Raw genomic sequence first — 22,760 nt, 5'->3', positions numbered from 1 at the left:
GTCTCATGAGGCAGTCTTGGTTAAGGGAAGGATTGGAGAAAGTAGAAGCAGAAATTCAAAAATGGCCGGAGTGGAAAAAAACAACTGATTCTGAAACGATAATTGTTTACCATGAAAAACAGGAGCTTCCTGTAAGAATTTCATCTGCAGTAAAAAGAGAGACTAGTTCTGACCCGCAAAGAACATAAGAATTTAATATTTTATAGTTGCGAATTTTTCATCTTTTAAAAAACAGTAAATCCTCTATCCTGCTTAGATTTTGGCTTATTAATCTGAATGGGAGGCATTTTCGCGATTATTAAAGTTTTTTCTCTGATTCAGCCAGTCTTTCCTACGCCAACCTTTTTCAATAATTCCTAGGGGCTCACATCCTGTCCTTCTTTTCTCCCATGTCGGCTATACGGCTTCGGCACGGCCACAGATCAGGTTCCCTTTCAACCCTCGCCCCGTTGGGGAAAGAGGAGACGCCAAACGGAGTGGGGAATAAATCAGTCTAATCATGCAAGTAACCAACTATGGTATCCATGTAGTTTTTGGAGATGCCGGATTCGCCCCGGCGAACGAGGTCCTTTTGTTTCGGCAAAAGGACCCAAAACCAATAATGCCCAGACAGGCTTCATTGGATGGGACAGACGCGAGCCTTAGGAGAGCAGACCAACTCGCTGCGCTCAGACAAGGTCTGCTGAATACCCAGAGCGTCCGTCCCTTGAGCCTGTCAGCAGGCGTCGGATGAGACAAAAAAGGGGGAAGTGGATATTAAATACCACGTTCCAAAGCAGCACGAACGGTTTTTGTGATGCCGCAATTCGTACCGAAAGGTCAGAGCATCATTAGAATCCCGTGGCCTTGTGGCAAGGCCTAGTCGTGTTGCCGACTTCGGAGGAAGGCGCGCATTGTTTGAGCCCTTCGGCTTCGCTCAGGACAAGCTCCGCGAGTTTGCGCGCCGCCGGAGTCGGCAACACGGCGCAGGGCACCCGAAGGGGCACGCCACGGCCACATTGGTTTTGGGTCCTTTTGCCGAAACAAAAGGACCTCGTCCGCCGGACGATAGCCGGCACAAAAAGATATCAAGAAGGCGCCGGTTCATTTTTGGATACAAGCCATCCTTGCCCAGGCAAGCAGCCATGGGATCCACCACGGCCGGACCAGCTCAGATGATCTCGACTTGAAAGATTCATGATTGCCAGACCTGTCCCCAAATGCGCTTTGGGGCTTTTTCATCGGCTATGAGGTTATACCAGCTAGGGAAGGAGCGCATATCTAAAGCGGTTTCTCAAGGTCAAACCAGGCCTTGGTCCAACAATTTGTCAAGTTGGTCTCGAAACTGCAGATGCAGATCCGCCGTGTTCTTATACCTGGTCCAAAAGTGCCCAAGCTCACTAAGCTTATCCTGAAACTTCCATAGGGATTGCAAATCATTCCTGTTTCCCGAAACTGTGGAAACCTGAGCATCTTGGAAAAAGGTATAGATCCGAGGTGTGCCTTGCTCCTTAAATGCGCGATGAGCCACATCAAACTCATCCTCGGTATACCCGCCGGTTTTTGTCTTAAATAAGCTCACAAAAATATTACAAGACCGGACCTCACGGTTGTACTCATCCTGAAGCCCACTGTCGGACATGGCATCCAGAAAATTTTCCCACCGGACAATCTCCAAGTACGCGCCGTGTTGACGCAACCGATCATTCTGCTGTCTGAAATACAGATCGAACGCATCCCGGTCCTCACGTAGCTCCTCAGAAGAGGCCAGGAAGATTTTAATGTTTTTGACTGGGGCCTGTTCGGGAGAAAAAGCGTCATATTCACCATTCCGGTCATCTGACGGCTTGTCGGCCCAGCGCGGAAGGTTCTCCAATTTCAGGCCATCGAGCAACTCCAGCAGGCTGACATCTTCGTAACTATCAGCTGGACAATCAATTGTGAACCGACGACCGTCTTGCTTACGTTTAAGCAGACGTTTCTGTTCAAACATTCCAGGTGAAGCTGAGACCACACATTTAGAACAAATACATGGAACCCATTTACTCAGCTTTTCCTCGAGGCCAGGAAAGCCCGCATTGAGCGCGTCCAGGTCGCTTGAAATGACGCTCAAAAGCGCTTGCCGCTCAGGTCCTCTTGCCCGGAGGACAATTTCATTGCCTCTGGGTGTGATCTGAACAAGCACTTGAGTCTCCTCTCGTTCGAACAGCACGCCCGTGACCCACGCCATCTCTGGCCGCGGAACAAAACGATGCATGCGAACCATCAGACGGCTGACAAGGCCTTTGGGTAGGAACCCATACCGGTAGCTTAAGACCAGATCGCCTACTTTGGCCCACCCATCCAGCGCCGGATGAACTGAAGGTGAGAGCAGTTGAGGGGCCAGCCAAGTGTCGTTCTGATCTCGCAGGGCATAACACAATTCAAATTTTTCCATCAGCGCCAGCAGCTCAGGATGCATGTTGGCGTATTCCGAGGTCGCCCAGACCCGTTCGCAATCCGTAAACGTAAAACGGCCGAGACGCTCCACCACCGTGGGATCGTCCAAGATGCGGAACACCGCTTCGGTCGCCCAGGGGTTTTGTAATATTACGGTCCGGCGCAATAAGCGGTCGTCCTGGAAATGCAGAAAGACACCCAGGTCGTGCAGGTAGCGGCTCAGATGCAGGGCCTTGGTGGGGGCGAACTCAAGATACCGACGGTAGATGCTGAAATAGTCTTCCTGCGACATATAGGGCCGGTGAGTGGCTTCCTCCTCGAGAGCCGCCCGGATGGAAACCCATTTCGCAGGGACCTCCTCTCCCACATGAGGAAGACGCTGCACAGAAAATTCAATCGCCGCAGAGAGGGTTTTGACTGAGTCGGGTTTATCCAAATTGCCCCGATACACCTCCTTCACATTCGGAAATCGGCTTTTGATTCCGGCTTCGTCAATTGCCTTACTCCGTCCACCCTTTTCATTCTGAAAAATCAAGACCGGACTCCGGGCACTAAGAAGCTCGATTACCTCCAGCCAATACCTGAACCCTTCGTCAGTGAGTGACTTGTGATTTTTTGCCGTATCGTCCAGGAGGATGTAGAGGGAATTTTTCGTCAGAAAAAACTGGTGTGTGGCATGGTAGATCTGTTGTCCGCCAAAGTCCCACACATTGAGCCGAAACGTCCGGCCATTGGCCAGTTGAAAATCATGCCGATGGATATCGATGCCTTTGGTGGTCTCTTCTTCATCCGGCAATGGTTGATCGGGCTGATAGAGACGACGTAACAGACTCGTTTTCCCAGCCCGTCCTTCTCCCACGATCAGCATTTTGGCCTCGAAGAGCCGATCCACACCCTGTGACTGGATCTCCCGGAAATAGTTCACGACCGCCTCGTGCCCTTGCTTGATCACCTCTGGGGGAGGATGGATAAGCGGACAACCCTCCACAAATATGCCCTCCTCCCATCTACTCTCCGGCTCCCATCTGGCAGGTATGCCCTTCTCAAACAGAAGCTTGAAGGGCGATAAGTCAGTCACCTCCGCCTTGTTAAGATTAAGGATATTGAGGTTGCACAGCTGCCCCAGGGCCTTGGCCCCCTCGTCGCCAATCCGTGTGCTCCCCAGCTCAAGCGTCGTGAGGTTCCTCAGCCCCGCCAGATGCTTCACCCCGGCGTCCCCAATCTGATTGTTCCTCAGCTCGAGCGTCGTGAGGTTCCTCAGCCCCGCCAGATGCTTCACCCCGGCGTCCCCAATCTGATTGTTCCTCAACTCGAGGGTCGTGAGATTCGTCAGCCCCGCCAGATGCTTCACCCCGGCCTCCCCAATCTGGTTGTTCCACAGCTGGAGCGTCGTGAGGTTCCTCAGCCCCGCCAGATGCTTCAGCCCCGCGTTCCCAATTTCGTTGTTCCTCAGATCGAGCGTCGTGAGGTTTGTCAGCCCCGCCAGATACTTCAGCCCCGCGTCTCCAATCTGGTTGTTCCACAGCTGGAGCGTCGTGAGGTTCCCCAACCCCGCCAGATGCTTCACCCCGGCCTCCCCAATCTGGTTGCTCCGCAGCTCGAGCGTCGTGAGGTTTGTCAGCCCCGCCAGATACTTCACCCCGGCCTCCCCAATCTGGTTGTTCCACAACTGGAGCGTCGTGAGGTTCCCCAACCCCGCCAGATGCTTCATCCCGGCGTCGCCGATCCGGTTGTCCCCCAGCTCAAGCGTCGTGAGGTTTGTCAGCCCCGCTAGATGCTTCACCCCGGCCTCTCCAATCTGGTTGCTCCGCAGCTGGAGCATCGTGAGGTTTGTCAGCCCTGCCAGATACTTCACCCCGGCCTCCCCAATCTGGTTGTTCCTCAGCTCAAGCGTCGTGAGGTTTGTCAGCCCTGCCAGATACTTCACCCCGGCCTTCCCAACCTGGTTGTCCCCCAGCTCGAGCGCCGTGAGGTTCGTCAGCCCCGCCAGATGCTTCACCCCAGCCTCCCCAATTTTGTTGCTCCGCAGATCGAGCCTCGTGAGGTTTGTCAACCCCGCCAGATGCTTCACCCCGGCGTCGCTAATCTCGTTGTTTCTCAGATTGAGCGTCGTGAGGTTTGTCAGCCCCGCCAGATGCTTCACCCCGGCGTCGCTAATCTCGTTGTTTCTCAGATCGAGCGTCGTGAGGTTTGTCAGCCCCGCCAGATGCTTCACCCCGGCGTCGCTAATCTCGTTGTTTCTCAGATCGAGCGTCGTGAGGTTTGTCAGCCCCGCCAGATGCTTCACCCCGGCCTTCCCAATCTGGTTGCCCCCCAGCTGGAGCGTCGTGAGGGCAGAGAGAGCGAGAAGTTTTTCTGCCAGGCTGTCCACAATCTCGGTCAACTGAAACACACATGGATAATCTTTCAACCTGTCCGGCCAGTCTTCAGAAGATGGGCTTAATCTCGCACCTGGGCCAAGCAGAGCAAGCGAGGAGCACTCCAGGCTTCTCATTTTCGAGATCAATTCATTCAGCTCAGTAGGTAAAATTTTTTGTAGGGTCTTTGTCTTTTCCGTCATGTCCCCGTCTCCATCCCCCAGTTTGAGCGATCACCAACATGGTGCCCGAATAGCTTTTCACCATTTCGGCTTATTGGCATTGCCATAGCGGTAAACAGGGCGAACTTTAGCATTCAGATTTAAGGAGTCAATCCTTAGGCATTGGGAAAGAGCGTTAATTAAAGTTAGGAAGGGAAGTTCCTGGCTGGGGTGTTTTCCTGTTTTCTAGAATAGAAAAAAAGCAGTTGGTTCGACGAAAATCATCTAATAGGACGTGTGAAATGTGGGCAATGGCAGGTTGTTACGGATACTGAATCCGATGTGTTCGCTTTTCGCTGTTTTGGAAAATTAGTAATGCTTGGTCCTTTTCAACGAATCCAAAAGAGCATTACACTGCTTCTGATTCCACGCCCACCATCATAACCCAGATGAATCCCTCCACTGACAAACAGATGAACCAGTTTGCCGATCATTGGCGGAGACCATGGGTTATCGAATGGACCCAATACCTGCTGGATAGCTATGCCTATTGGTTAAAAAATGAACTAATTCCCCGTCAGGGTACTGCGCTGGAACAAGCCGAATGCTTGTTTAACTCACCATTTGTGGTCGTCTCTCACGGATTGGAGGATGACCCTATCCTCAATTATGGAAACCGGACCGCGTTAACCCTGTGGGAAATGGATTGGGACCAACTGACTCAAACGCCCTCCCGGCAAACAGCCGAACCTGTGAATCGTGAAGAACGGGCCCGCATGCTGCATCAGGCTAAAACCAAAGGGTTCATTGCCGATTATCGTGGTGTCCGGATTTCCCGATCCGGAAAACGTTTTTTAGTGGAACACGCCACGGTATGGAACATTCGCAATCCGGATGGGACTCCGCTCGGACAGGCGGCTACCTTTTCAACCTGGACGTTTATATAGGTCGTCGAACGTCTCCTCCTCACAGTATGGGTCTGTTGAAAAAAGCCGCCAACTGCGTTCTCGCCATTTTTCCGTGCTCACGTACTTCATGTACGCTCCGCGCGCAAAAATAGCTGTGGCCTTGCTGTACGCACTTTTTTGAACCGCCCCGAAACCTCTGGCCTTCAAAGTTGCCATGGGGGTTTTAGCCCATGGAGAACAGTATTATTCAACACTCACAGTATATTCGACCTTTCCCCCGTGATGCGGAATTTCCAAGAGAGGCTCCCCAGGCTCTCCCTTGCCCTGAGTATTTTAGCTGGGCTATGGTGCCGCAAGTCTGAAAATTGACGCTTCAAGTAATTTTTACGGGAAACATGTCATGATTTTAGCAGCTGATGTTGGTGGGACAAAAATTAATCTGGCCCTATTTGACTGGGATAAGGAACGGGTAAAGCCTATTCGTGAGGACACGGTCTATACGGCTGATTACGAGTCTTTCGAGGAAGTGTTGACCGAATTTCTTGAAGAGCCGGCTTCTACCGACACCGAATCGGAAGAAGCCTCTGGCGACAGTGAGGCCCTTTCGTCTGAACCCGCCACTCCTTCTCCACTGAAACCCCTGACCGCCGCCTGCTTTGGCGTACCGGGACCGGTCTTGAATAATACCTGCAAAACCACAAATATTCCGTGGATTATCGAAGGAGACAAGCTCGCTGAGTTTCTGAATATTCCACATGTCCGTTTATTAAATGATTTGGAGGCTACTGCCTACGGGCTACGGCTCCTTCAACCGGATGAAATCGAGGATCTCAACCCCAACGCCTCTTCTTCCCCACTTGATGGCACGCGGGTCTTATTGGCCGCGGGAACAGGCCTGGGAGAATCGCTCCTCCTCTGGACAGGGAAGGACTACCACATCTGTCCGTCCGAGGGGGGCCACGCCGATTTCGCACCCACCAACGATTTGGAAATCGATCTGCTGCGATATTTGCGAACCAGCTACTTACATGTCAGTTACGAACGGGTTCTTTCCGGCCCCGGTCTCCATAGCATTTATCAATTTCTCCGGGACACCAAGAAAAACGAGCCCACCTGGTTTGCCGAAAAGCTCCCAACCGGGGATCCGACCGCATTGATTGCGGAAGCCGGACTGACAGGCAAACCAGAAATTTGTAAAGAGGCCCTGCAGATCTTCGTCTCTATTTACGGGGCCGAAGCCGGCAATATGGCACTCAAAACTCTGGCCATGGGTGGCGTTTATCTTGGTGGGGGCATTGCTCCAAAAATCATATCCGCGTTACGGGAAGACACCTTCATGAAAGCCTTTCTGGCGAAGGGCCGGTACAAACGATTATTGGCCAAGATTCCCGTTCGGGTGATTTTGAATCCCCATACCGCATTGCTCGGAGCGGCGTCGGTCGCTGCAGGCATGGCTGGCTAACACCATGAAAACAAAACTTGTCCTGGGTATTCCTCAGGACTTAGACCCCACATCCTCCCTTCGATATCATACTGCCAGACATTTGCCTCTGTTTTATTCCCCCTCGTCACAGCCGTTTTTCCCAATAACACTCGCAGAGCTACAGATTTGAGAAAGAATGTCTGCTAGTTTCAATGAAACCAACGCCTTCGGCCGTTTGCCAACGAATACATCCCGAGCGTGAGACCCTTCTATGCCATCCTTATCGACGCCATTGACACCCGATCAGCAAAAAGCTCAAGCCGCCCTCAAAGCCCTCGAGTTCATACAAGATGGCCAGATCTTGGGACTCGGCACCGGTTCCACGGTCCATCATTTTTTGACAGCCTTAGGCCAGCGCGTACAACAAGGATTACGAGTCCGTGGGGTGCCAACCTCACAAGCCACAGCAGCTTATGCCAGACAATTGGGCATTCCTTTACTGAACAATGATGACCCCTGGGACATTGATGTGGCGGTAGATGGGGCCGATCAGGTCGACCCCCAACTGAATCTGATTAAAGGTGGAGGGGGGGCGTTAATGCGGGAAAAAATTGTGGCAAACGCAGCTCAGCAATTCATTGTTATTGTGGATCAGGCCAAACAGGTGGACCGTCTTGGACTTCCCTTCCCCCTACCCGTTGAGATCGTGCCATTCGGTTGGCGTACGACACAACGGCATCTTGAGAATCTGGGATGGCCTTCCCTGTTGCGAAATAGAGCCGGCCAGCCATTCCTCACCGACAATGGAAATTATGTGGCAGATCTCCATATTCCTGAAATTACCGACCCCTCCGCGGTCGAATTGTCCCTGAGCCAAATTCCGGGCGTGGTTGAATGCGGGCTCTTCCTGATGATGACATCCCTATTGATTACCGGCACGAATGAGGGTCCCGTGCTCACCCGCGCATCTTGAGTCATGCGTCTTCTTTGGTAGAATTAACCGAAGATTTGTTTGCCGTTGCATGCTACCGCCCTTGCAATCAAAGTTGATAAAATGGGAAACATGGATAAGGAACAAGAAATTAGGGGTCTGCTAAGAAGACTCCCGTAACCGACAGAGGAAAAAGGTATTCTGCATGAGAGGACGATATCAGGGGCAAATTTCCTCCGTAAGAAACAGACACCATTTTGGGAGAGTCGCGATCGCGGTGGCCCTCCTGGGATTTATCTTTATTCAATGCTCCCAGGCACCATCCTCCCCTCCTCCGGAGACTGCCCCTGCCATCACCGCAGCCCCCATGGAGACCGAGCTGCCCCTACCTGTCGTCCATGCAGCTGATTCGCCGACCGGGGTTAACGTCTCGACCCCACTTCTGGCTTCGAACGAAACCTTTGTGAAAATCGCCAAAGAGGCCATGGCCTCGGTTGTGAATATTTCGGCGACCAAGCGCACAGTTCAATCTCCCGGCACGAATCCCCTGTTTGAAGACCCATTTTTTCGAAGATTTTTTGGAGAGGAATTTGAACGGCGGTTTAAACAACCCCGCGAACGGCAGGAGCAAGGCTTAGGTTCCGGAGTGATTGTCAGTGATGACGGATACATCGTCACCAATAATCACGTGGTAGAACAGGCCGATGATTTGATGGTCCTCTTGGGAGATAAACGGAAACTTCCTGCGACACTTATTGGCACGGATCCCAAAACCGATTTAGCGGTGATCAAAATTGAAGCCACCGGATTATCCACCTTACCCTGGGGAAATTCTGCGGCACTGGAAGTTGGAGAATTGGTGTTGGCGGTCGGCAACCCCTTTGGATTGAATCAAACGGTCACAATGGGGATTATCAGCGCTGTAGGCCGCGCCAATGTGGGCATCGTCGATTATGAAAATTTCATTCAAACCGATGCCGCCATTAACCCAGGCAATTCCGGAGGTGCTCTCGTCAATCTACAAGGCTATCTTATCGGCATAAATACCGCCATCTTCTCCCGAACGGGTGGCTACATGGGTATTGGCTTTGCCATCCCCAGCCAAATGGTCAAAAGCGTGATGCAAAGTCTGATTGGGCATGGAAAAGTCATTCGTGGGTGGCTGGGCGTGTCTATCCAAGAATTGTCGCCGGATCTCGCGACTCAATTCGAGGTACCTGATACCCAGGGCGCGTTAGTGGGAGATGTTTTTAGCGAAAGCCCGGCGGGGCAGGCCGGATTGAAACGAGGTGATATTATCCGCACCTATAATGGCGTCACCGTGAAGGATCCGAACCATTTGCGCACGCTGGTGGCCGAAACGACACCGAAAAGTGCCATCCCTCTTGTGGTGTGGCGAAACGGCAAAATTGTCAATCTTTCGGTTTCCATCACTGAAATGCCTAAAGATACTGCTGCCTTGACAGAAATGGCTCCTAGTTCAGTCTCAGGGAACCACGCTCTCTCCGGGCTTTCAGTAGAACCCGTCCAACCGGGACAAACACGAGATGGCCAGGGGGTGGTCGTGACTCAAATCTCACCAAACTCTCCGGCTGAACGGGCTGGCGTTCAACCGGGTGATGTAATACTGGAATTGAATCGCTCTCCCATTGGATCCGTGAAGGATTTCGAACAGCTTGTGAAGCGATTGGAAGCTGGAGACTCGGTCTTAGTGCTCTTGCAGCGCGGAAAGGGCGCCATTTTTCTGACCATCAAACCCTAGCGACTGGAAGAACCAGAGCCTCTCCCTGGCCAGACCTGACACCCTGAGAGCCGAACATCCATGACGCCACCGTGTTCATTCGGGACATTCCTTCAACTAAGCCAATTGCTCTGCTTTACGGTTTTTCTCCTATTCCCGGTTTCCACGCAACCAATTCTGTGGGCTTCTTCTCCGCAGATTGCCATCCAGGCTGAACCGCCATTTTTTTCTCCGACCCACCTGACGATCCGCCTGGATACCGCCCTCACGTGGAAAAATCAAACTCGAGAAGCCCATTCGATCGTGGCAGACGACTGTCAGTCCCGGTCCCAGTGCTCATTTGACTCAGGCGTCATTCGTCCCGATCAACAGTTTGTCTTAACCCGCTTAGCCCCCGGGCAGTACCCTTACCATTGTGGACTCCACCCCTTTATGCGGGGTTCGTTAACTATCCATTCCGCGCACTCTCCGTCCTCTGATATCTGATTCAAAATCCTTATTTTTGTGGTCGCAACTTTCCTCCCTTGTCAACACAGGTGATTGTACGTCCGTGATCCCTGACATCTGCCCTTTTTTCGTTGCATGCCACAAGTCCCTAATGGTACATTTCTGACATGCCTGGTATGGGCAGAGAGTACGACTTTCAATTAAAACAGACACAGACTGGTCCCATCGTCTAGCCTGGTCTAGGACGGCACCCTCTCAAGGTGCAGACACGGGTTCAAATCCCGTTGGGATCACCAATCGCTATTAGGAGCTGATGTTCGCCCCTTCCTGATTGTTCGCACCCGCTCCCGCTAGAATCAGACTCTTCGTACTCCCGTCTGGTTATTTCTTTCATCTATGCCGTAAGGATCTGTGATGACTACGAGAACTTTTCACGATGGCGAAAGCGACGGCCTGGAAGCCCTGGAGGCTCTGGATCCGGAGACGATTGAATCTTTTTCCGACCTGCTCTCAGCCATGAAAAAGACCGCCTTTGGGGGGCGACGTCTGGGCGATGCCTTTGAGATTTTGGACAAAATGGTCGAGGATCCCGATTGTACCGTGATCTTAACCTTGTCTGGGGCCATGACCATCGCGAAAATGGGAAAGATTATCTGCAGCATGATCGACCGAAATATGGTGCAGGCCGTGGTATCCACGGGGGCTTTAATTGCCCATGGCTTGAGTGAAGCCGTAGGCAAAACACACTATAAATATCACCCATCCATGACGGATACCGAACTGTATGAAAAGGGCTATAACCGCGTCTACGATACGCTGGAGATGGAATCCAATCTCAACCACGTCGAACGGGTCGTCAGCCAAACCTTAAAGCGCATGACTCCCGACACACCCATCTCCTCGGAAATTCTGACTCGCGAAATCGGGAAAACCCTCCACGACCATTACGAAGGACCCGGGATATTGAAAAGTGCCTATGAAAAGGGTGTCCCGGTCTATATTCCTGCATTTACCGATTCTGAAATGGGGCTGGATGTCTCCATTTGGGCCATGAAGGAGAGGCGACAATCTCAAGCCACACCTCAATCCCCCGATCTCTCCGATCAGGAAACCTGGCAGATCTTGCAGCAATCTCGTCCGTCATTTAATCCGTTCTTAGATCTCAATAGTTATACCGAAAAACTGCTGTCTGCCAAACGGTTGGGGATTTTCACCATCGGAGGCGGAGTTCCCCGTAATTGGGCACAACAAACGCCACCATATATCGATATTCTCAACCTCCGGATGGGTACCCAATTAACCCCTCCGCGGTATCAGTACGGTGTCCGCATCTGCCCGGAGCCTGACTACTGGGGTGGTCTCAGCGGATGCACGTATGAGGAGGGTGTATCATGGGGAAAATTTGTGCCTCGAAAAGAGGGAGGAATGTTTGCTGAAGTGTTGAGTGATGCCACAGTGGTTTGGCCACTTCTCATGATGGGGCTCCTGGAAAAAGCCCGTCGCCGTTAAATTCAACCCCTTGGCACGATCAACCTCTTCTCTCGACACGGTCCGCCAGGAATGTAACAATAGCCCATAGCCATGGAGTGATGATGAACATTGCCCAAACCCTCAAATCGACCGTTTTGCCCGCCATCCTTCTTGGCACGCTGCTGATGAGTCCCACGATTCACGGGAAAACTCCTGACTTTTTGATTCAGGATGATGATGTAGTGCGAGGGAATCCCAAGGCTCCCATCACCCTGTTGGAATACTCGGATTTCACCTGTGGCTTTTGCGAAAAGTTTTTTCATGAGACCTTTCCTAAATTGCTTTCGGAGTACATAGAGACCGGAAAAGTGCGTTTTGTCTATCGGGATTTCCCGAGAGGCATGGGCAGTCCACTTCGAGCAGCTGATGCCGCTCGATGCGCAGGAGAGCAAAACGCCTACTGGCCTATGCATGATCGGCTCTTTAACAGTGAAGGCCAGTTGTCTCCGGATCATCTCAAACAATATGCCAAGGAACTCAATCTCAACGGAGAACAATTTTCAGAATGCTTGGCTTCCCATCGCTACATGAAAGATATTGAGAAAGATTTACAGGATGCGGGTTCCCTGGGAATTCGGGGCACGCCGGCTTTCGTTCTCTTTCCGACAACCCTGCCAGAAGATCCTCATCTTATTTTAATTCCCGGCGCCTTTCCCTATGAGACGTTCAAGGAAGAAATTGATAAATTGCTCAAGCTGCATGGAGGCTCGACTTCTTCACTGTCTTTGCCAGTCCTGTCCTCTACTCACATCGAAGGAGCATGAATCCTCCATGCATTCCCTCTCTACACAATTCCTCATTGATCTGACAGCGTGATTAGGTGTACATTTGCACAGGCAATCCTAAAATTCATGTTTTTACCCACAGAATGGTTTTGAGTCATGACGGAATCCCAATCTTTTTGGCCTGTTGAATGCGCGCAAGGTGAACCTGATTTGTTTGTGTGCTTAACCTGTTTTGATGAGGTATTCAAAGCCAAGATGCCGGTCGACGGGTGTCCGAGCTGTGGAGCCATCGCCGCATTCGAACCGTTTAGTTTGGATGCAATCAGGGAATGGGGAACGGAGAATCTTATTCAGAAAGCTGAACGGTTGCCTTCTTCATCCCATCCCGGTTCCGACCAGCCAGCTTCATCAATCTAACCACCTCCATTTCACGAGGTTTTCACCTTTTCATGACTGTGGCCACGGCAAAGCCAATCCTTATAGGCGGCCAATGGGTCCAGACTTCCTCTGCGGAGCCGGTACGCAACCCCTATTCCAATGACGTGGTAGCCATGGTCTGCCAGGCCGAGCCTGAGCATATCCACCAGGTCACCAACTCTGCCAAACGGGTCTCGGCCGAAATGTGCCGGGATACCGGCACATGCCAGAGCAAAGGCGCTCCTGCATATCGCCACAGGCCTTTCCACCAGACGGGAAATGTTTGCGGCCACAATTTGTCAGGAGGCCGGGAAACCGATTACCGATGCACGCCGTGAAGTCGATCGGGCCATTCAGACCTTTCGCTTGGCCGCAGAGGAAAGCACCCGCATCCCTGGAGAAATCATTCCGATGGATCTCACCCCAGGAGGAGAGGCGTACTCGGGATCTGTCCAACGCTTTCCGATCGGGACGGTTCTTGGCATTACCCCGTTTAATTTTCCCCTTAACTTGGTGGCCCACAAAGTGGCCCCTTGCCTGGCAGCGGGAAACCCGATGGTATTGAAACCAGCCCCCCAAACCCCGCTAACTTCGCTCATGTTGGGTGAAGTGTTTTTGACGACAGAATTGCCTCCGGAAATGCTGACGATCATCCCCTGTTCCAATACCCTGGCAGAACAGATGGTGATTCATCCCAATTTCCAAGCCTTGAGCTTTACCGGCTCTATGACGATTGGGTGGATGCTGAAAGGAAAGGCCGGATACAAACGGGTTCTGCTCGAACTCGGAGGAAATGCCGGGGTCATCATAGAACCGGATGCCAATCTTGATGTGGCCATAGACCGTTGCGTAGCCGGAGGGTACGGGTATGCCGGACAAACCTGCATCTCTGTGCAACGAATCTTTGTCCATGAATCGCGTTACGACGACTTCCTCAAGACCTTTGTGGAGCGAGTCCGATCATTGCCAATGGGCGATCCTTCCCTCGAAAACACCGTCGTCGGTCCCCTCATTAACGAACAAGCCGCCCGCCGGGTCGAGACGTGGATCCAAGAAGCCGTTTCGCATGGGGCAAGAGTCATGACTGGCGGGACACGAAAAGATTCATTCATCGAGCCTACCGTCCTGACCCACGTCAACAACAATATGAAAGTCTGTTGTGAAGAAATTTTCGGGCCGGTGGTAACCGTCACCCACTATGCAGACCTTGAAGAAGCGTTTGCCCTCCATAATGATTCTGATTTCGGGCTCCAAACAGGGATTTTCACCAGCAACATCGACACCATGTATCGGGCATACTCACGGTTAGAAGTGGGCGCCCTTCTGGTGAATGAAATTCCGACTTTTCGGGCCGATCACATGCCTTATGGAGGAATCAAACAGTCAGGATTAGGGCGAGAAGGGGTGCGGTATGCTATTCAGGAACTGACCGAGCCTAAATTGTTGTTGGTCAAAAGGCCTTCTTAGGCCACCGTATTTTTTCTTGAACGTTCAGTCCTCACAATCTTGCACCTTGCCAACCAGTCTTGGTAAAAATACCGGCGTACGTGGCAAGGCTGTTCTTTCCCGTGGTATTCGAATCGTCCAGGCTTTCCCATATAGAGTTTGCGCCAACAGATTGGAGAGCGAGGTTGTGAATCAGATTCGACGATCACCTAGTTATCTCCTGCCTATCCCAATCCACCACTAACTGATCGACGAAGGAGTCGCGATGGTCCCAACGCAAATGTTTCTCACCAGAGGTGTGGGCGTCCACAAGGAAAAACTGGCATCTTTCGAAGAAGCCCTCCGGAGCGCGGGAATTGCGTATTGCAACCTGGTGACCGTCTCCTCCATTCTTCCTCCAGATTGTAAAATCATCTCGAGAAAACGTGGCGAACAGTTACTGAATCCAGGCGAAATTACCTTTTGCGTCATGGCCAGATCTGAAACCAACGAGCGGAATCGCCTGATTTCGGCTTCAATCGGCGTGGCCATTCCCTCTGGAAGGAAGGTTAATTATGGCTACTTGTCGGAACATCATGCTTATGGCGAAACGGACGAAGAAGCGGGAGAATATACCGAGGACCTCGCGGCCCAAATGCTCGCAACCACGCTTGGCATCAAATTCGATCCAAATGTTGCCTGGAAGGAACGTGAGCAAGTATTCAAAATGGGAAGGGATATTGTTCGAACCCAGAACATTACTCAATCTGCGATCGGCAAGCCCAATCTCTGGACGACGGTAGTTGCGTGTGCGGTCTTTATTCCCCTTGAAAACATCACTGACGATCCAAAGCCCCGTCAGAAAAAATCAAAATAGGATCGTGGATTGGGCAACCCATGCTGATGAATAATTGCTTCTCTTTCTCGAGTCTTTAGCAACCTGCCAAGACCACATTCGTAAATCTTTTTATGCAATAGAATTAACCCTCTTTTACCACAATCGGTTCTGCAAGAGCCGCCCTTTTCCCTCAAAGTGGGACTGTTGAAAAAAGCCGCCAGTGGCGTTCTCGCCATTTTTCCGTGCCCACGTACTGAAAGTACGCTCTACGCGCAAAACAATAGTTGTGCCCTTCGGGACACGGAAGGCAATTTGCGGCCTTCCCTAACGACATGACTCAGGGCAGGACTGGACGAACCCTTCGAAAGGCTCAGGGCATGCTTTTTTGAACTGCCCCGAGGCCCCTGATATGCAACGTGCCTGTGGGTCAATATGCCCTTGGAAATTATTATTTAACACTCTCACAGTGAGAATTCAGCGCACAGGACGGTATGGTCCGAGGGGCTTTCCGCACGACGCGGCTGAACATCCACCTTCACCTTGTGAGAATAGGGAAGAAGCGGCGGAGTAACCAGAATGTGGTCTATTCGCCACCCGCGGTTAGCTTCCAAAGCCCCTGGACGTCGATAATCCCAAAACGTAAATTGCTGACGATGCGGAAAATGATGCCGAAACACATCCTCGAATCCCCAGGACACCGTCTCCTGATAGACACGACGCACTTCTTCATGGAAACACACATGCTTGAGGTGTTTTTCGGGACTATGTACGTCAACCGGTTCAGGGGCCACGTTCATATCTCCACACCAAATCACGGATTGTCCTGGTGAGATCACACGCGAGAAATACCGCCTCAATCGCTGGAACCACCTTAATTTATAGGCATACTTCGGTGAATCAATCGCAAATCCCTGCGGAACGTAGGAATTAATAATCATGATGCCATTGACCACCACTCGAACCAGGCGAGTGGAATCCTCCGGTAGTTCCCCGTCCTCAAAACCAAAGGCCACCGTTTCCGGCGATGCCCGGCTGAATATGGCGACGCCGTTGTAGGATTTCTCACCACAAAAGTTGATGACATAGGGTAAGTCGGAAAATGCTTGAAGCGGAAACTCATGATCCTGTACTTTAGTCTCTTGAAGGCACATCACATCGGGGTTGTGTTGCCGTAACCACTTGTGAAGAATACCGATCCGCTTTCGAATTGAATTAACATTGTAAGTCGCAATTTTCATTCTTCTTAAAACTCCTATTCACCACTCACGCTGCAGATATTCCTTCACAAACGATCATGGGTAAGTGAGGTACATAAACTTATGGCTACCAGTCCTCTCTTCACTCCTGACGAATTGGCCATCCTGGCCGATCAGGATTTTTTTCGGAAGAAAGCCGTAATCTCGGTCAAAATCAAACAGGTCCTGGAACACCTTCATGACCGGCTCGAGGCAGAAATCGGCTTACATCACCTTTTGGCTCCTGAAGGGTTCGACCCTCAAGCCAGCCAGTTCGTCAAAGGCGAACATCTGGAAAATTTCCCCTATCAATATGTCGATTTCCCAAGATTGTATACCCGTGAGAACAAATTCGCGTTCCGTTCCCTCATCTGGTGGGGACACCACATGGTCTTTGCTCTGATTGTTGAGGGCCCGCTTGTGAAGCAGTATCGACGCAATTTATTTAATCGATACTCGGAGGTGGCAGACCATCATCTCTGCCTGTGTCTCAGCCCATCTCTCTGGGAGTGGAAAATGGGACCTGGGTTGACACTTCCAATTACACACGGTCGACGATCAGAAATCGCGGCAACACTCGACCATCGTACATTCTTTAAAATTGCCAGGTTTCTTCCCATGCATGATCCGGCAGTACAAACAGGTACCATCGTGGATGAAGGTCTGAAAACCTTTCAGGCGATCCTACCGGTCATAACGGCTTAGGAGCCTATCGGACTTCGGATGAATCGGCGGCAGTTGCGCTCCTAGACACACAACATTTGTCGCACACAGGGACCCAATCAAAAAATACCCCTCGGTTTTCGGTCCTATTCTTCCTCAGCCAGGCCAAGTAATCCGGTGATCTGATCCACCGAATACTTCTGTGTGGTCTGAAGAATGATCGATTGAATTCCCGCCGCCTTCAACAGAGTCTCCACAAATCGATCTCGGTCTTCGCGTCCTGCCGTAGGTGGAGCCTCCTTGTTCAAGGTAATCACTGTCATGACTTTAAGTGACCCGGGATGGGCAAGAACGACATCACAGCGAACAGGCTGAATCGTTCGCATGGCTGCCTTTCGAGCTTCTTCATCTTTATCGACAACCGACAGAACACTCAGAAGCGGGATTTTGGCCAAAACCAGCATATGATCACGAGCCGCTAAGGTAATCAGATTGTAGAGAGTCGCTTCTTCCGGCGACATGATAGGCCGAGCGGTCACCACACTCTCACCGGATTCAGGATTCAAAGCTGGTAGAACCCCTGCCGGAAGGGGACGGCGCCAGATCCATCGCAACAAAAACACGACTCCGAGCATGAACCCAGCCAGGAGAATCAATGAAAGTCCGTTCTGAGACATCAATCTGTCCGTCATTTCACCAGTGGGAAAAAGCCCGAAATAAAAAGGAACGTTCTAAGGAAGTCCGTGAATCCCGGGAGTTACCGTCCCCAAAATAACCGAATGGCGAGCACCCGTGACCTTAGGCAAATTGGCACAGACACCCTTCACTGTTTGATAGGCCAGCACCGCAAAGGCCTGCGCCTCAAAGGCCTGGCTGGATGCTCCGCATTCATCCATGCGCATCACGGGAATGGGATCGAACACACCGGACAGTTCTGACCAGAGCCGAGCATTTCGCACCCCTCCACCGCCAAACACCAACTCATCAGGGACTTTCCTCATCCACTTTTGCGCCTGGTGAATCACCTGAGCAATAAACCGGCAGCTCGTCGCTAAAAGGTCAGAAATAGCCAAATGGCGACGCTTCGCTTGAGCCCACACACGCTGGATATAGTCCTCTCCAAACATCTCACGTCCCGTGGATTTGGGAGGCCTGCGAGACACATAGGGATGCGTCAGCAGCCAATGAAGCAGGCCCTCATCTACCTGCCCCTTCAAGGCAAGGCGACCACCCCGGTCAAACCTAGCTATGCCCTTTGTCTCCATCGCCACCAATCCATCCAACAACATATTACAAGGGCCTGTATCAAACGCCCGAACCGTTGACAGACTTCCCCCGCTGGGTAATAGGGTCACATTAGCAATCCCTCCCAGATTGACCACCATTCGTGTGGCATGTTTCTGAGCAAAAAGAAGGGCATGGACATAAGGAGCTAATGGAGCTCCCTCTCCACCGACCGCCAAATCTCTGCCTCGAAAATCCGATACAGTCGTGATTCCGGTACGTTCCGCAATCACATGAGGATCTCCAATTTGCAGTGTCGAACGGATCTGACCAATACCGGGCTCATAGATTGCGGCAGGCCGATGATGAATTGTTTGACCATGCGAGCCGATCAGCGCCACTCGTTGAGGAGAAATTCCGGAATGCTTGATGGCTAATAACGCGGTTTTAGCAAATACTTCGCCCAGGACCACATTGAGGTGACAGATCTGCCCGACGGTTCCCTGCTCACAAACTTGTAAAATTCGTTGCCGAAGTTTGGGAGCATACGGACGACCGACATGTTTGAGCAGGACACTCTTGAGACGATGTCCGGTTCCTCGAATATCTACAACTGCGGCATCCACCCCATCCGCCGATGTCCCTGACATCATCCCCACAACAATCATTGTTTACCTCAATTTATTGGCCTACATGCCTTAATGGAATGACACTCGATATGTTGCAGGACTTGCCATGGCCCATCTCTATTCATTTAATGGTTTCGTGGGAGGAGCAACATGCTTGCTCCGATCCCAAACCATACCAGTCTGTTCTTTATCAGAAAATCCCAAAGAAGCGTAAAACCCCTGATAGCGCCTGGTGCAAAGCCAAAACAATTCCACCCGTTCCAACTTGGGATGCGTTAAAATTCGCTGGATAATCCCTTTACCAATATCCCGATCCTGATAGGCCCGATCCACGATCACATCCCAAATCGAAGCCCGATAGGTAAAATCTGTCAACACCCTCCCATACCCGACGAGTCTTGATTCATCCCAGGCGGAAATGGCCAGATCCGTATGAGCGAGCATATGTTCAGTGTCCTCCAATGAACGATGACTAGCCCAATCCGTTTGGCAAAACAGTGCCAACAGCTGTTGCGCCTTAACGTCATGGGAATCCAAAAAATTGATCATGCGTTGGCAGATTGTGGCAAGATGTATTACACTAAGTCTACTAGAAATCCGTGACAAAAAACTGGAGTCGTGCCGATGCCGATGTTAGTCAGAAAATGTCCAAAATGCAGTAAGTTATTTTGGAAAAAAGAAGAAGAGGTCCAATATGCCGACGAGAATACCCTGAAAGTCGTTTGCAATCACTGTCACCAGACTTTGCGAATTCCGCTCATCACAGAAGGTGCCAATGCCGGCGCCCCGAAAATGGGACATTAGGATTTTTGAACGTTCCCCTTCCAGCATCAGAGTCACATGTTTACCCAATCATAGCCAATTGAAAATATTCCCCTTCTCTCTTCTTCATCATTAGACTTTTGACTGTATGCGACACGAACATTGGGCCGGTTTAGACGTCTGCATTACAGGGGGTATGGATCGCCATGGGAGTGGTGAAGGTCCCCTGGTGGTTCTCTTGCATGGATTCGGAGCACCAGGGGATGATTTAGTCGCCTTATGGCGGTATCTGAATGTCCCGGATGATGTCCGTTTCCTCTTTCCTGCCGCTCCACTCCAATTAAACATGGGCTTTGGGGACGCCCGAGCTTGGTGGATGCTGGACATGGAACGCCTCACACAAGCCAGAGCCCAAGGGCAGTGGGAGACCTTGTCACAAGAAATTCCCCGTGGCTTGCCTCCGGCCCGCACCCAAATGCAGGATGTCCTTTCTCTTGCCACAGAAACCTTGTCCGTACCTTCACCATCGCTGATCCTTGGAGGGTTTTCCCAGGGAGCCATGCTGGCGACCGATTTGGTCCTTCATACCGATATTCCCTTCGCAGGATTGGTACTACTTTCGGGCACCCTTATCGCCAAGCAAGAATGGCTTACTCGCCTACCCAATCGCCAAGGCCTCCCGGTGTTTCAAAGCCATGGGACCGACGATCCCATATTATCCTTTTCCATGGCGCAGCAACTTCGTGAGCATATCCAAATGGCTGGCTTACCCGTCAGTTGGGTAGAATTTCGTGGGGGCCATGAAATTCCCATTCAAGTGTTGCAGGGCCTCGGAGCCTTTCTACAATCACATCTCTACCCTTCTCCGATCTAAAAGGAATAATGGGGGGGAAAATTTAGGAGTCCGGAGACAAAGGAGGACCCCATCCTCACCTTCTTCCTTACCTCATCTGCATTTTTCCTCTTCACGCCTCGCATTTGACCTCGGATAGGATCTTTCCACACCGCACGAACGGGATTAAATAACCATCGTACCCCGTCGGAACCATTTATTCAGAGAAGATTCCGGACCCGCATTGCGCAGAAAATTCTCTCTCCGGTATAGTGGGGTCTGAATATTACATCATTTTTCACCAGGAATAATTTTTTCTATGATGACATTTGAAGAGCTGAGCACTCAACTTCAACAAGCGTTAGGCGATGCTGAAGTTTCGGTCCTTGATCGAACCGGTACCATGGACCATTTTACGGTCAAAGTCATTTCCAATGCCTTTGAAGGAAAGAATTTGCTGGACCGTCATCGAATGATTTACCAAGCCCTCGATGCGCCCATGAAAGACGGACGCATTCATGCCCTAGAAATTCAGGCCAAAACCCGCAATGAAGCCCAAGGAGGATAATCTTATGAGTACACCCATTGAAGACGAAATTAAAAGAGAAATCGCTCAACACAAAATTCTCATTTACGGAAAGGGCACCAAGTCTGCCCCACAGTGCGGATTTACCGTGGAGACCATGGAGTTTTTTAACAAATTCGGCTATCCCTATGAATTAATCAATGCCTTGCCAAATCCTGAAAAGCGGGAGGCTCTTTCTAAAATGACCAATTGGCCCACTTTGCCAAAAGTTTTTATTAATGGCCAGTTTTATGGGGATACGGATGTCTTGGGTCCAATGGAAGAAAAAGGTGAATTACAGCCACTTTTAAAAGCCGCTTTTCCTGATCAAGCCACCTAACAATCAAGCCCAACGTTTCCTGGTTTAACAAGACCCTCCTCAAATTGAGGAGGGTCATGTTATTCGTCTCAGACCTTCCCCCAGTCGGGAACACTCCTCCAGCATGACCCGAACTTCCTTCATTGATACCTCAAGGACCCTGTGGCCGATCGTTGATTCAAGGAATCGTGTCAGGACCATCATGCATCTCTAATAAACCCTCCGACTATCTCACAACCCTATGTATTCTTTTGTTGGCCGTTCCTAGCTTATTGAGTCGGGTTTTTGGAAACTTGGTTAACACTTCACGCGTAATCCCTTAAGCATGTTGCCTATTGGCCGATAGGTTCAATCTGGAACCACTGAGGCAATGAGGCATCATGAGACATCCCATCTTAGTACCAAGGGCAAAAACCAAAGGAACATCTAGAATCCCAGGATCATCTTCGGGCACGTTCATCCTCAGTATTATCCTTGGTCTGGGAATAATGACCTGGTCTACCGCCCAGGGAAGTCATTTGACGCTTCCCGGCTCCCAGGACTTGAGTCATGGAGATGAATCCGACCTTCAGCCTTTTATCCGGCAACTAGAAAAGATCAACAACTATATCCCTCCCCAGGCTCAGCCTGATCGCAAAAACGCCGCCTCATCAAAGATTGAGCACTCCACTCTTCCTACACATTCCCTTCACCCGTCGCCCACTGAACCCAAACCCACAGGTTTTGAGCAATCCCATTCTTCTCCATCAAAGAAACCTATACACATCGCCATCCTGCTTCACAACAATGACACTGAAGACCAGACGAATACGGGATGGCGGTCATTGTTAAATGGTCGGCCGGGAGACGCAATAGCGGCTTATCAAGAATCCCTCAGGATCGACCCCAAATCAGCCGAGGCATATCTCGGCATGGGCATCGCGCTGAAAAGCCTGGGCTTTATTGACCATGCCAAAGATGCCATTCAACAGGCGCTTGAACTCAACCCTCATCTTTCTTCAGCACTCGTTCATCTGGGATATCTTTATGCAGATGGCCACATCGGGCCATCAGATTCCAAAGCCGCTCACCGACTTTTCAGTCAAGCAACTCAACTCGGGGATCCATTTGCCAGTATCGCACTCCTAGACCTGCAATCCCGCTCACGGCCGCGATCCTGATTTCCCGGCAAGACAAGATGGGTTTAAGAATGCTGTCCCATATGCCGATG

General features: G+C 51.1%; 21 protein-coding genes and 1 tRNA gene. 17 read left to right on the top strand and 5 right to left on the bottom strand.

The window, feature by feature from the left end:
- The first annotated feature begins 5 nt into the window (after nucleotides 1-5).
- Entirely contained in the window at nucleotides 6-188 is a 183-nt protein-coding gene (locus PP769_RS05975) for a hypothetical protein (protein ID WP_312646032.1), read from the top strand.
- 1,091 nt (nucleotides 189-1,279) lie between these two features.
- On the opposite strand, the gene PP769_RS05970 is transcribed toward PP769_RS05975, so the two are convergent.
- The gene (locus PP769_RS05970; RefSeq protein WP_312646030.1) at nucleotides 1,280-4,978 is read right to left on the bottom strand and encodes a leucine-rich repeat domain-containing protein; all 3,699 of its coding nucleotides are present in this window, start codon (nucleotides 4,976-4,978) and stop codon (nucleotides 1,280-1,282) included.
- Between the two features lie 407 nt (nucleotides 4,979-5,385).
- Here PP769_RS05970 and PP769_RS05965 point away from each other — a divergent pair, with 407 nt between their 5' ends.
- The 11 genes from PP769_RS05965 to PP769_RS05915 all read left to right on the top strand — a co-directional run bounded on the left by PP769_RS05965 (nucleotide 5,386) and on the right by PP769_RS05915 (nucleotide 15,360).
- The gene (locus tag PP769_RS05965) at nucleotides 5,386-5,883 is read left to right on the top strand and encodes an MEKHLA domain-containing protein (RefSeq protein WP_312646028.1); all 498 of its coding nucleotides are present in this window, start codon (nucleotides 5,386-5,388) and stop codon (nucleotides 5,881-5,883) included.
- Nucleotides 5,884-6,244: 361 nt separating this feature from the next.
- A complete protein-coding gene (gene glk, locus PP769_RS05960) occupies nucleotides 6,245-7,306 on the top strand; it encodes a glucokinase (protein WP_312646026.1) in 1,062 nt (353 codons plus the stop codon).
- A 232-nt stretch (nucleotides 7,307-7,538) separates the two neighbouring features.
- Nucleotides 7,539-8,240, top strand: a complete 702-nt coding sequence (gene rpiA, locus PP769_RS05955) for a ribose-5-phosphate isomerase RpiA (protein WP_312646025.1) — start codon at nucleotides 7,539-7,541, stop codon at nucleotides 8,238-8,240.
- A gap of 163 nt (nucleotides 8,241-8,403) precedes the next feature.
- On the top strand, nucleotides 8,404-9,960 hold the full coding sequence (locus tag PP769_RS05950) for a DegQ family serine endoprotease (RefSeq protein ID WP_312646024.1): 1,557 nt from the start codon (nucleotides 8,404-8,406) through the stop codon (nucleotides 9,958-9,960).
- A gap of 60 nt (nucleotides 9,961-10,020) precedes the next feature.
- On the top strand, nucleotides 10,021-10,425 hold the full coding sequence (locus PP769_RS05945) for a cupredoxin domain-containing protein (protein WP_312646023.1): 405 nt from the start codon (nucleotides 10,021-10,023) through the stop codon (nucleotides 10,423-10,425).
- 179 nt (nucleotides 10,426-10,604) lie between these two features.
- A tRNA-Glu gene (locus tag PP769_RS05940) sits at nucleotides 10,605-10,682 on the top strand.
- A gap of 118 nt (nucleotides 10,683-10,800) precedes the next feature.
- A complete protein-coding gene (locus tag PP769_RS05935) occupies nucleotides 10,801-11,895 on the top strand; it encodes a deoxyhypusine synthase family protein (protein WP_312646021.1) in 1,095 nt (364 codons plus the stop codon).
- An 80-nt stretch (nucleotides 11,896-11,975) separates the two neighbouring features.
- The gene (locus PP769_RS05930; RefSeq protein ID WP_312646020.1) at nucleotides 11,976-12,680 is read left to right on the top strand and encodes a DsbA family protein; all 705 of its coding nucleotides are present in this window, start codon (nucleotides 11,976-11,978) and stop codon (nucleotides 12,678-12,680) included.
- Nucleotides 12,681-12,797: 117 nt separating this feature from the next.
- Nucleotides 12,798-13,058: a hypothetical protein gene (locus tag PP769_RS05925; protein ID WP_312646018.1), complete on the top strand. Its 261-nt coding sequence runs from the start codon at nucleotides 12,798-12,800 to the stop codon at nucleotides 13,056-13,058.
- A 153-nt stretch (nucleotides 13,059-13,211) separates the two neighbouring features.
- Complete coding sequence (locus tag PP769_RS05920) at nucleotides 13,212-14,525, top strand: aldehyde dehydrogenase family protein (protein ID WP_312647034.1); 1,314 nt, start codon at nucleotides 13,212-13,214, stop codon at nucleotides 14,523-14,525.
- Nucleotides 14,526-14,769: 244 nt separating this feature from the next.
- Nucleotides 14,770-15,360: a pyruvoyl-dependent arginine decarboxylase gene (locus PP769_RS05915; RefSeq protein WP_312646016.1), complete on the top strand. Its 591-nt coding sequence runs from the start codon at nucleotides 14,770-14,772 to the stop codon at nucleotides 15,358-15,360.
- 422 nt (nucleotides 15,361-15,782) lie between these two features.
- Here the strand turns inward: PP769_RS05915 and xth are convergent, their stop codons facing one another.
- Nucleotides 15,783-16,559: an exodeoxyribonuclease III gene (xth, locus tag PP769_RS05910; RefSeq protein WP_312646015.1), complete on the bottom strand. Its 777-nt coding sequence runs from the start codon at nucleotides 16,557-16,559 to the stop codon at nucleotides 15,783-15,785.
- An 81-nt stretch (nucleotides 16,560-16,640) separates the two neighbouring features.
- Between xth and PP769_RS05905 the strand changes: the two genes are divergently transcribed.
- Nucleotides 16,641-17,261, top strand: coding sequence for a hypothetical protein (locus PP769_RS05905; protein WP_312646014.1), 621 nt, complete (start codon nucleotides 16,641-16,643; stop codon nucleotides 17,259-17,261).
- Nucleotides 17,262-17,365: 104 nt separating this feature from the next.
- Here PP769_RS05905 and PP769_RS05900 read toward each other — a convergent pair whose 3' ends face one another.
- The 3 genes from PP769_RS05900 to PP769_RS05890 form a co-directional block, all read right to left on the bottom strand.
- Nucleotides 17,366-17,896, bottom strand: a complete 531-nt coding sequence (locus tag PP769_RS05900; RefSeq protein ID WP_312646013.1) for a DUF2726 domain-containing protein — start codon at nucleotides 17,894-17,896, stop codon at nucleotides 17,366-17,368.
- Nucleotides 17,897-17,950: 54 nt separating this feature from the next.
- Entirely contained in the window at nucleotides 17,951-19,111 is a 1,161-nt protein-coding gene (locus tag PP769_RS05895) for an anhydro-N-acetylmuramic acid kinase (protein WP_312646012.1), read from the bottom strand.
- A 78-nt stretch (nucleotides 19,112-19,189) separates the two neighbouring features.
- Nucleotides 19,190-19,621, bottom strand: coding sequence for a GNAT family N-acetyltransferase (locus tag PP769_RS05890; protein WP_312646011.1), 432 nt, complete (start codon nucleotides 19,619-19,621; stop codon nucleotides 19,190-19,192).
- A gap of 361 nt (nucleotides 19,622-19,982) precedes the next feature.
- Between PP769_RS05890 and PP769_RS05885 the strand changes: the two genes are divergently transcribed.
- The 4 genes from PP769_RS05885 to PP769_RS05870 all read left to right on the top strand — a co-directional run bounded on the left by PP769_RS05885 (nucleotide 19,983) and on the right by PP769_RS05870 (nucleotide 22,710).
- Nucleotides 19,983-20,708: an alpha/beta hydrolase gene (locus tag PP769_RS05885; protein ID WP_312646009.1), complete on the top strand. Its 726-nt coding sequence runs from the start codon at nucleotides 19,983-19,985 to the stop codon at nucleotides 20,706-20,708.
- 277 nt (nucleotides 20,709-20,985) lie between these two features.
- Nucleotides 20,986-21,234 (top strand): BolA/IbaG family iron-sulfur metabolism protein, encoded by a 249-nt coding sequence (locus PP769_RS05880; protein WP_312646008.1) that lies wholly within the window; start codon nucleotides 20,986-20,988, stop codon nucleotides 21,232-21,234.
- Nucleotides 21,235-21,238: 4 nt separating this feature from the next.
- Nucleotides 21,239-21,571 (top strand): glutaredoxin family protein, encoded by a 333-nt coding sequence (locus tag PP769_RS05875; protein WP_312646007.1) that lies wholly within the window; start codon nucleotides 21,239-21,241, stop codon nucleotides 21,569-21,571.
- A gap of 467 nt (nucleotides 21,572-22,038) precedes the next feature.
- Nucleotides 22,039-22,710 (top strand): tetratricopeptide repeat protein, encoded by a 672-nt coding sequence (locus PP769_RS05870; protein WP_312646006.1) that lies wholly within the window; start codon nucleotides 22,039-22,041, stop codon nucleotides 22,708-22,710.
- Nucleotides 22,711-22,760: the final 50 nt, after the last annotated feature.

Origin of the sequence: Candidatus Nitrospira allomarina (assembly GCF_032050975.1) — a bacterium.
Classification (GTDB): domain Bacteria; phylum Nitrospirota; class Nitrospiria; order Nitrospirales; family UBA8639; genus Nitrospira_E; species Nitrospira_E allomarina.
The sequence above is the reverse complement of the archived record's forward strand: the minus strand, read 5'-3'. Positions and strand labels throughout refer to the sequence as shown.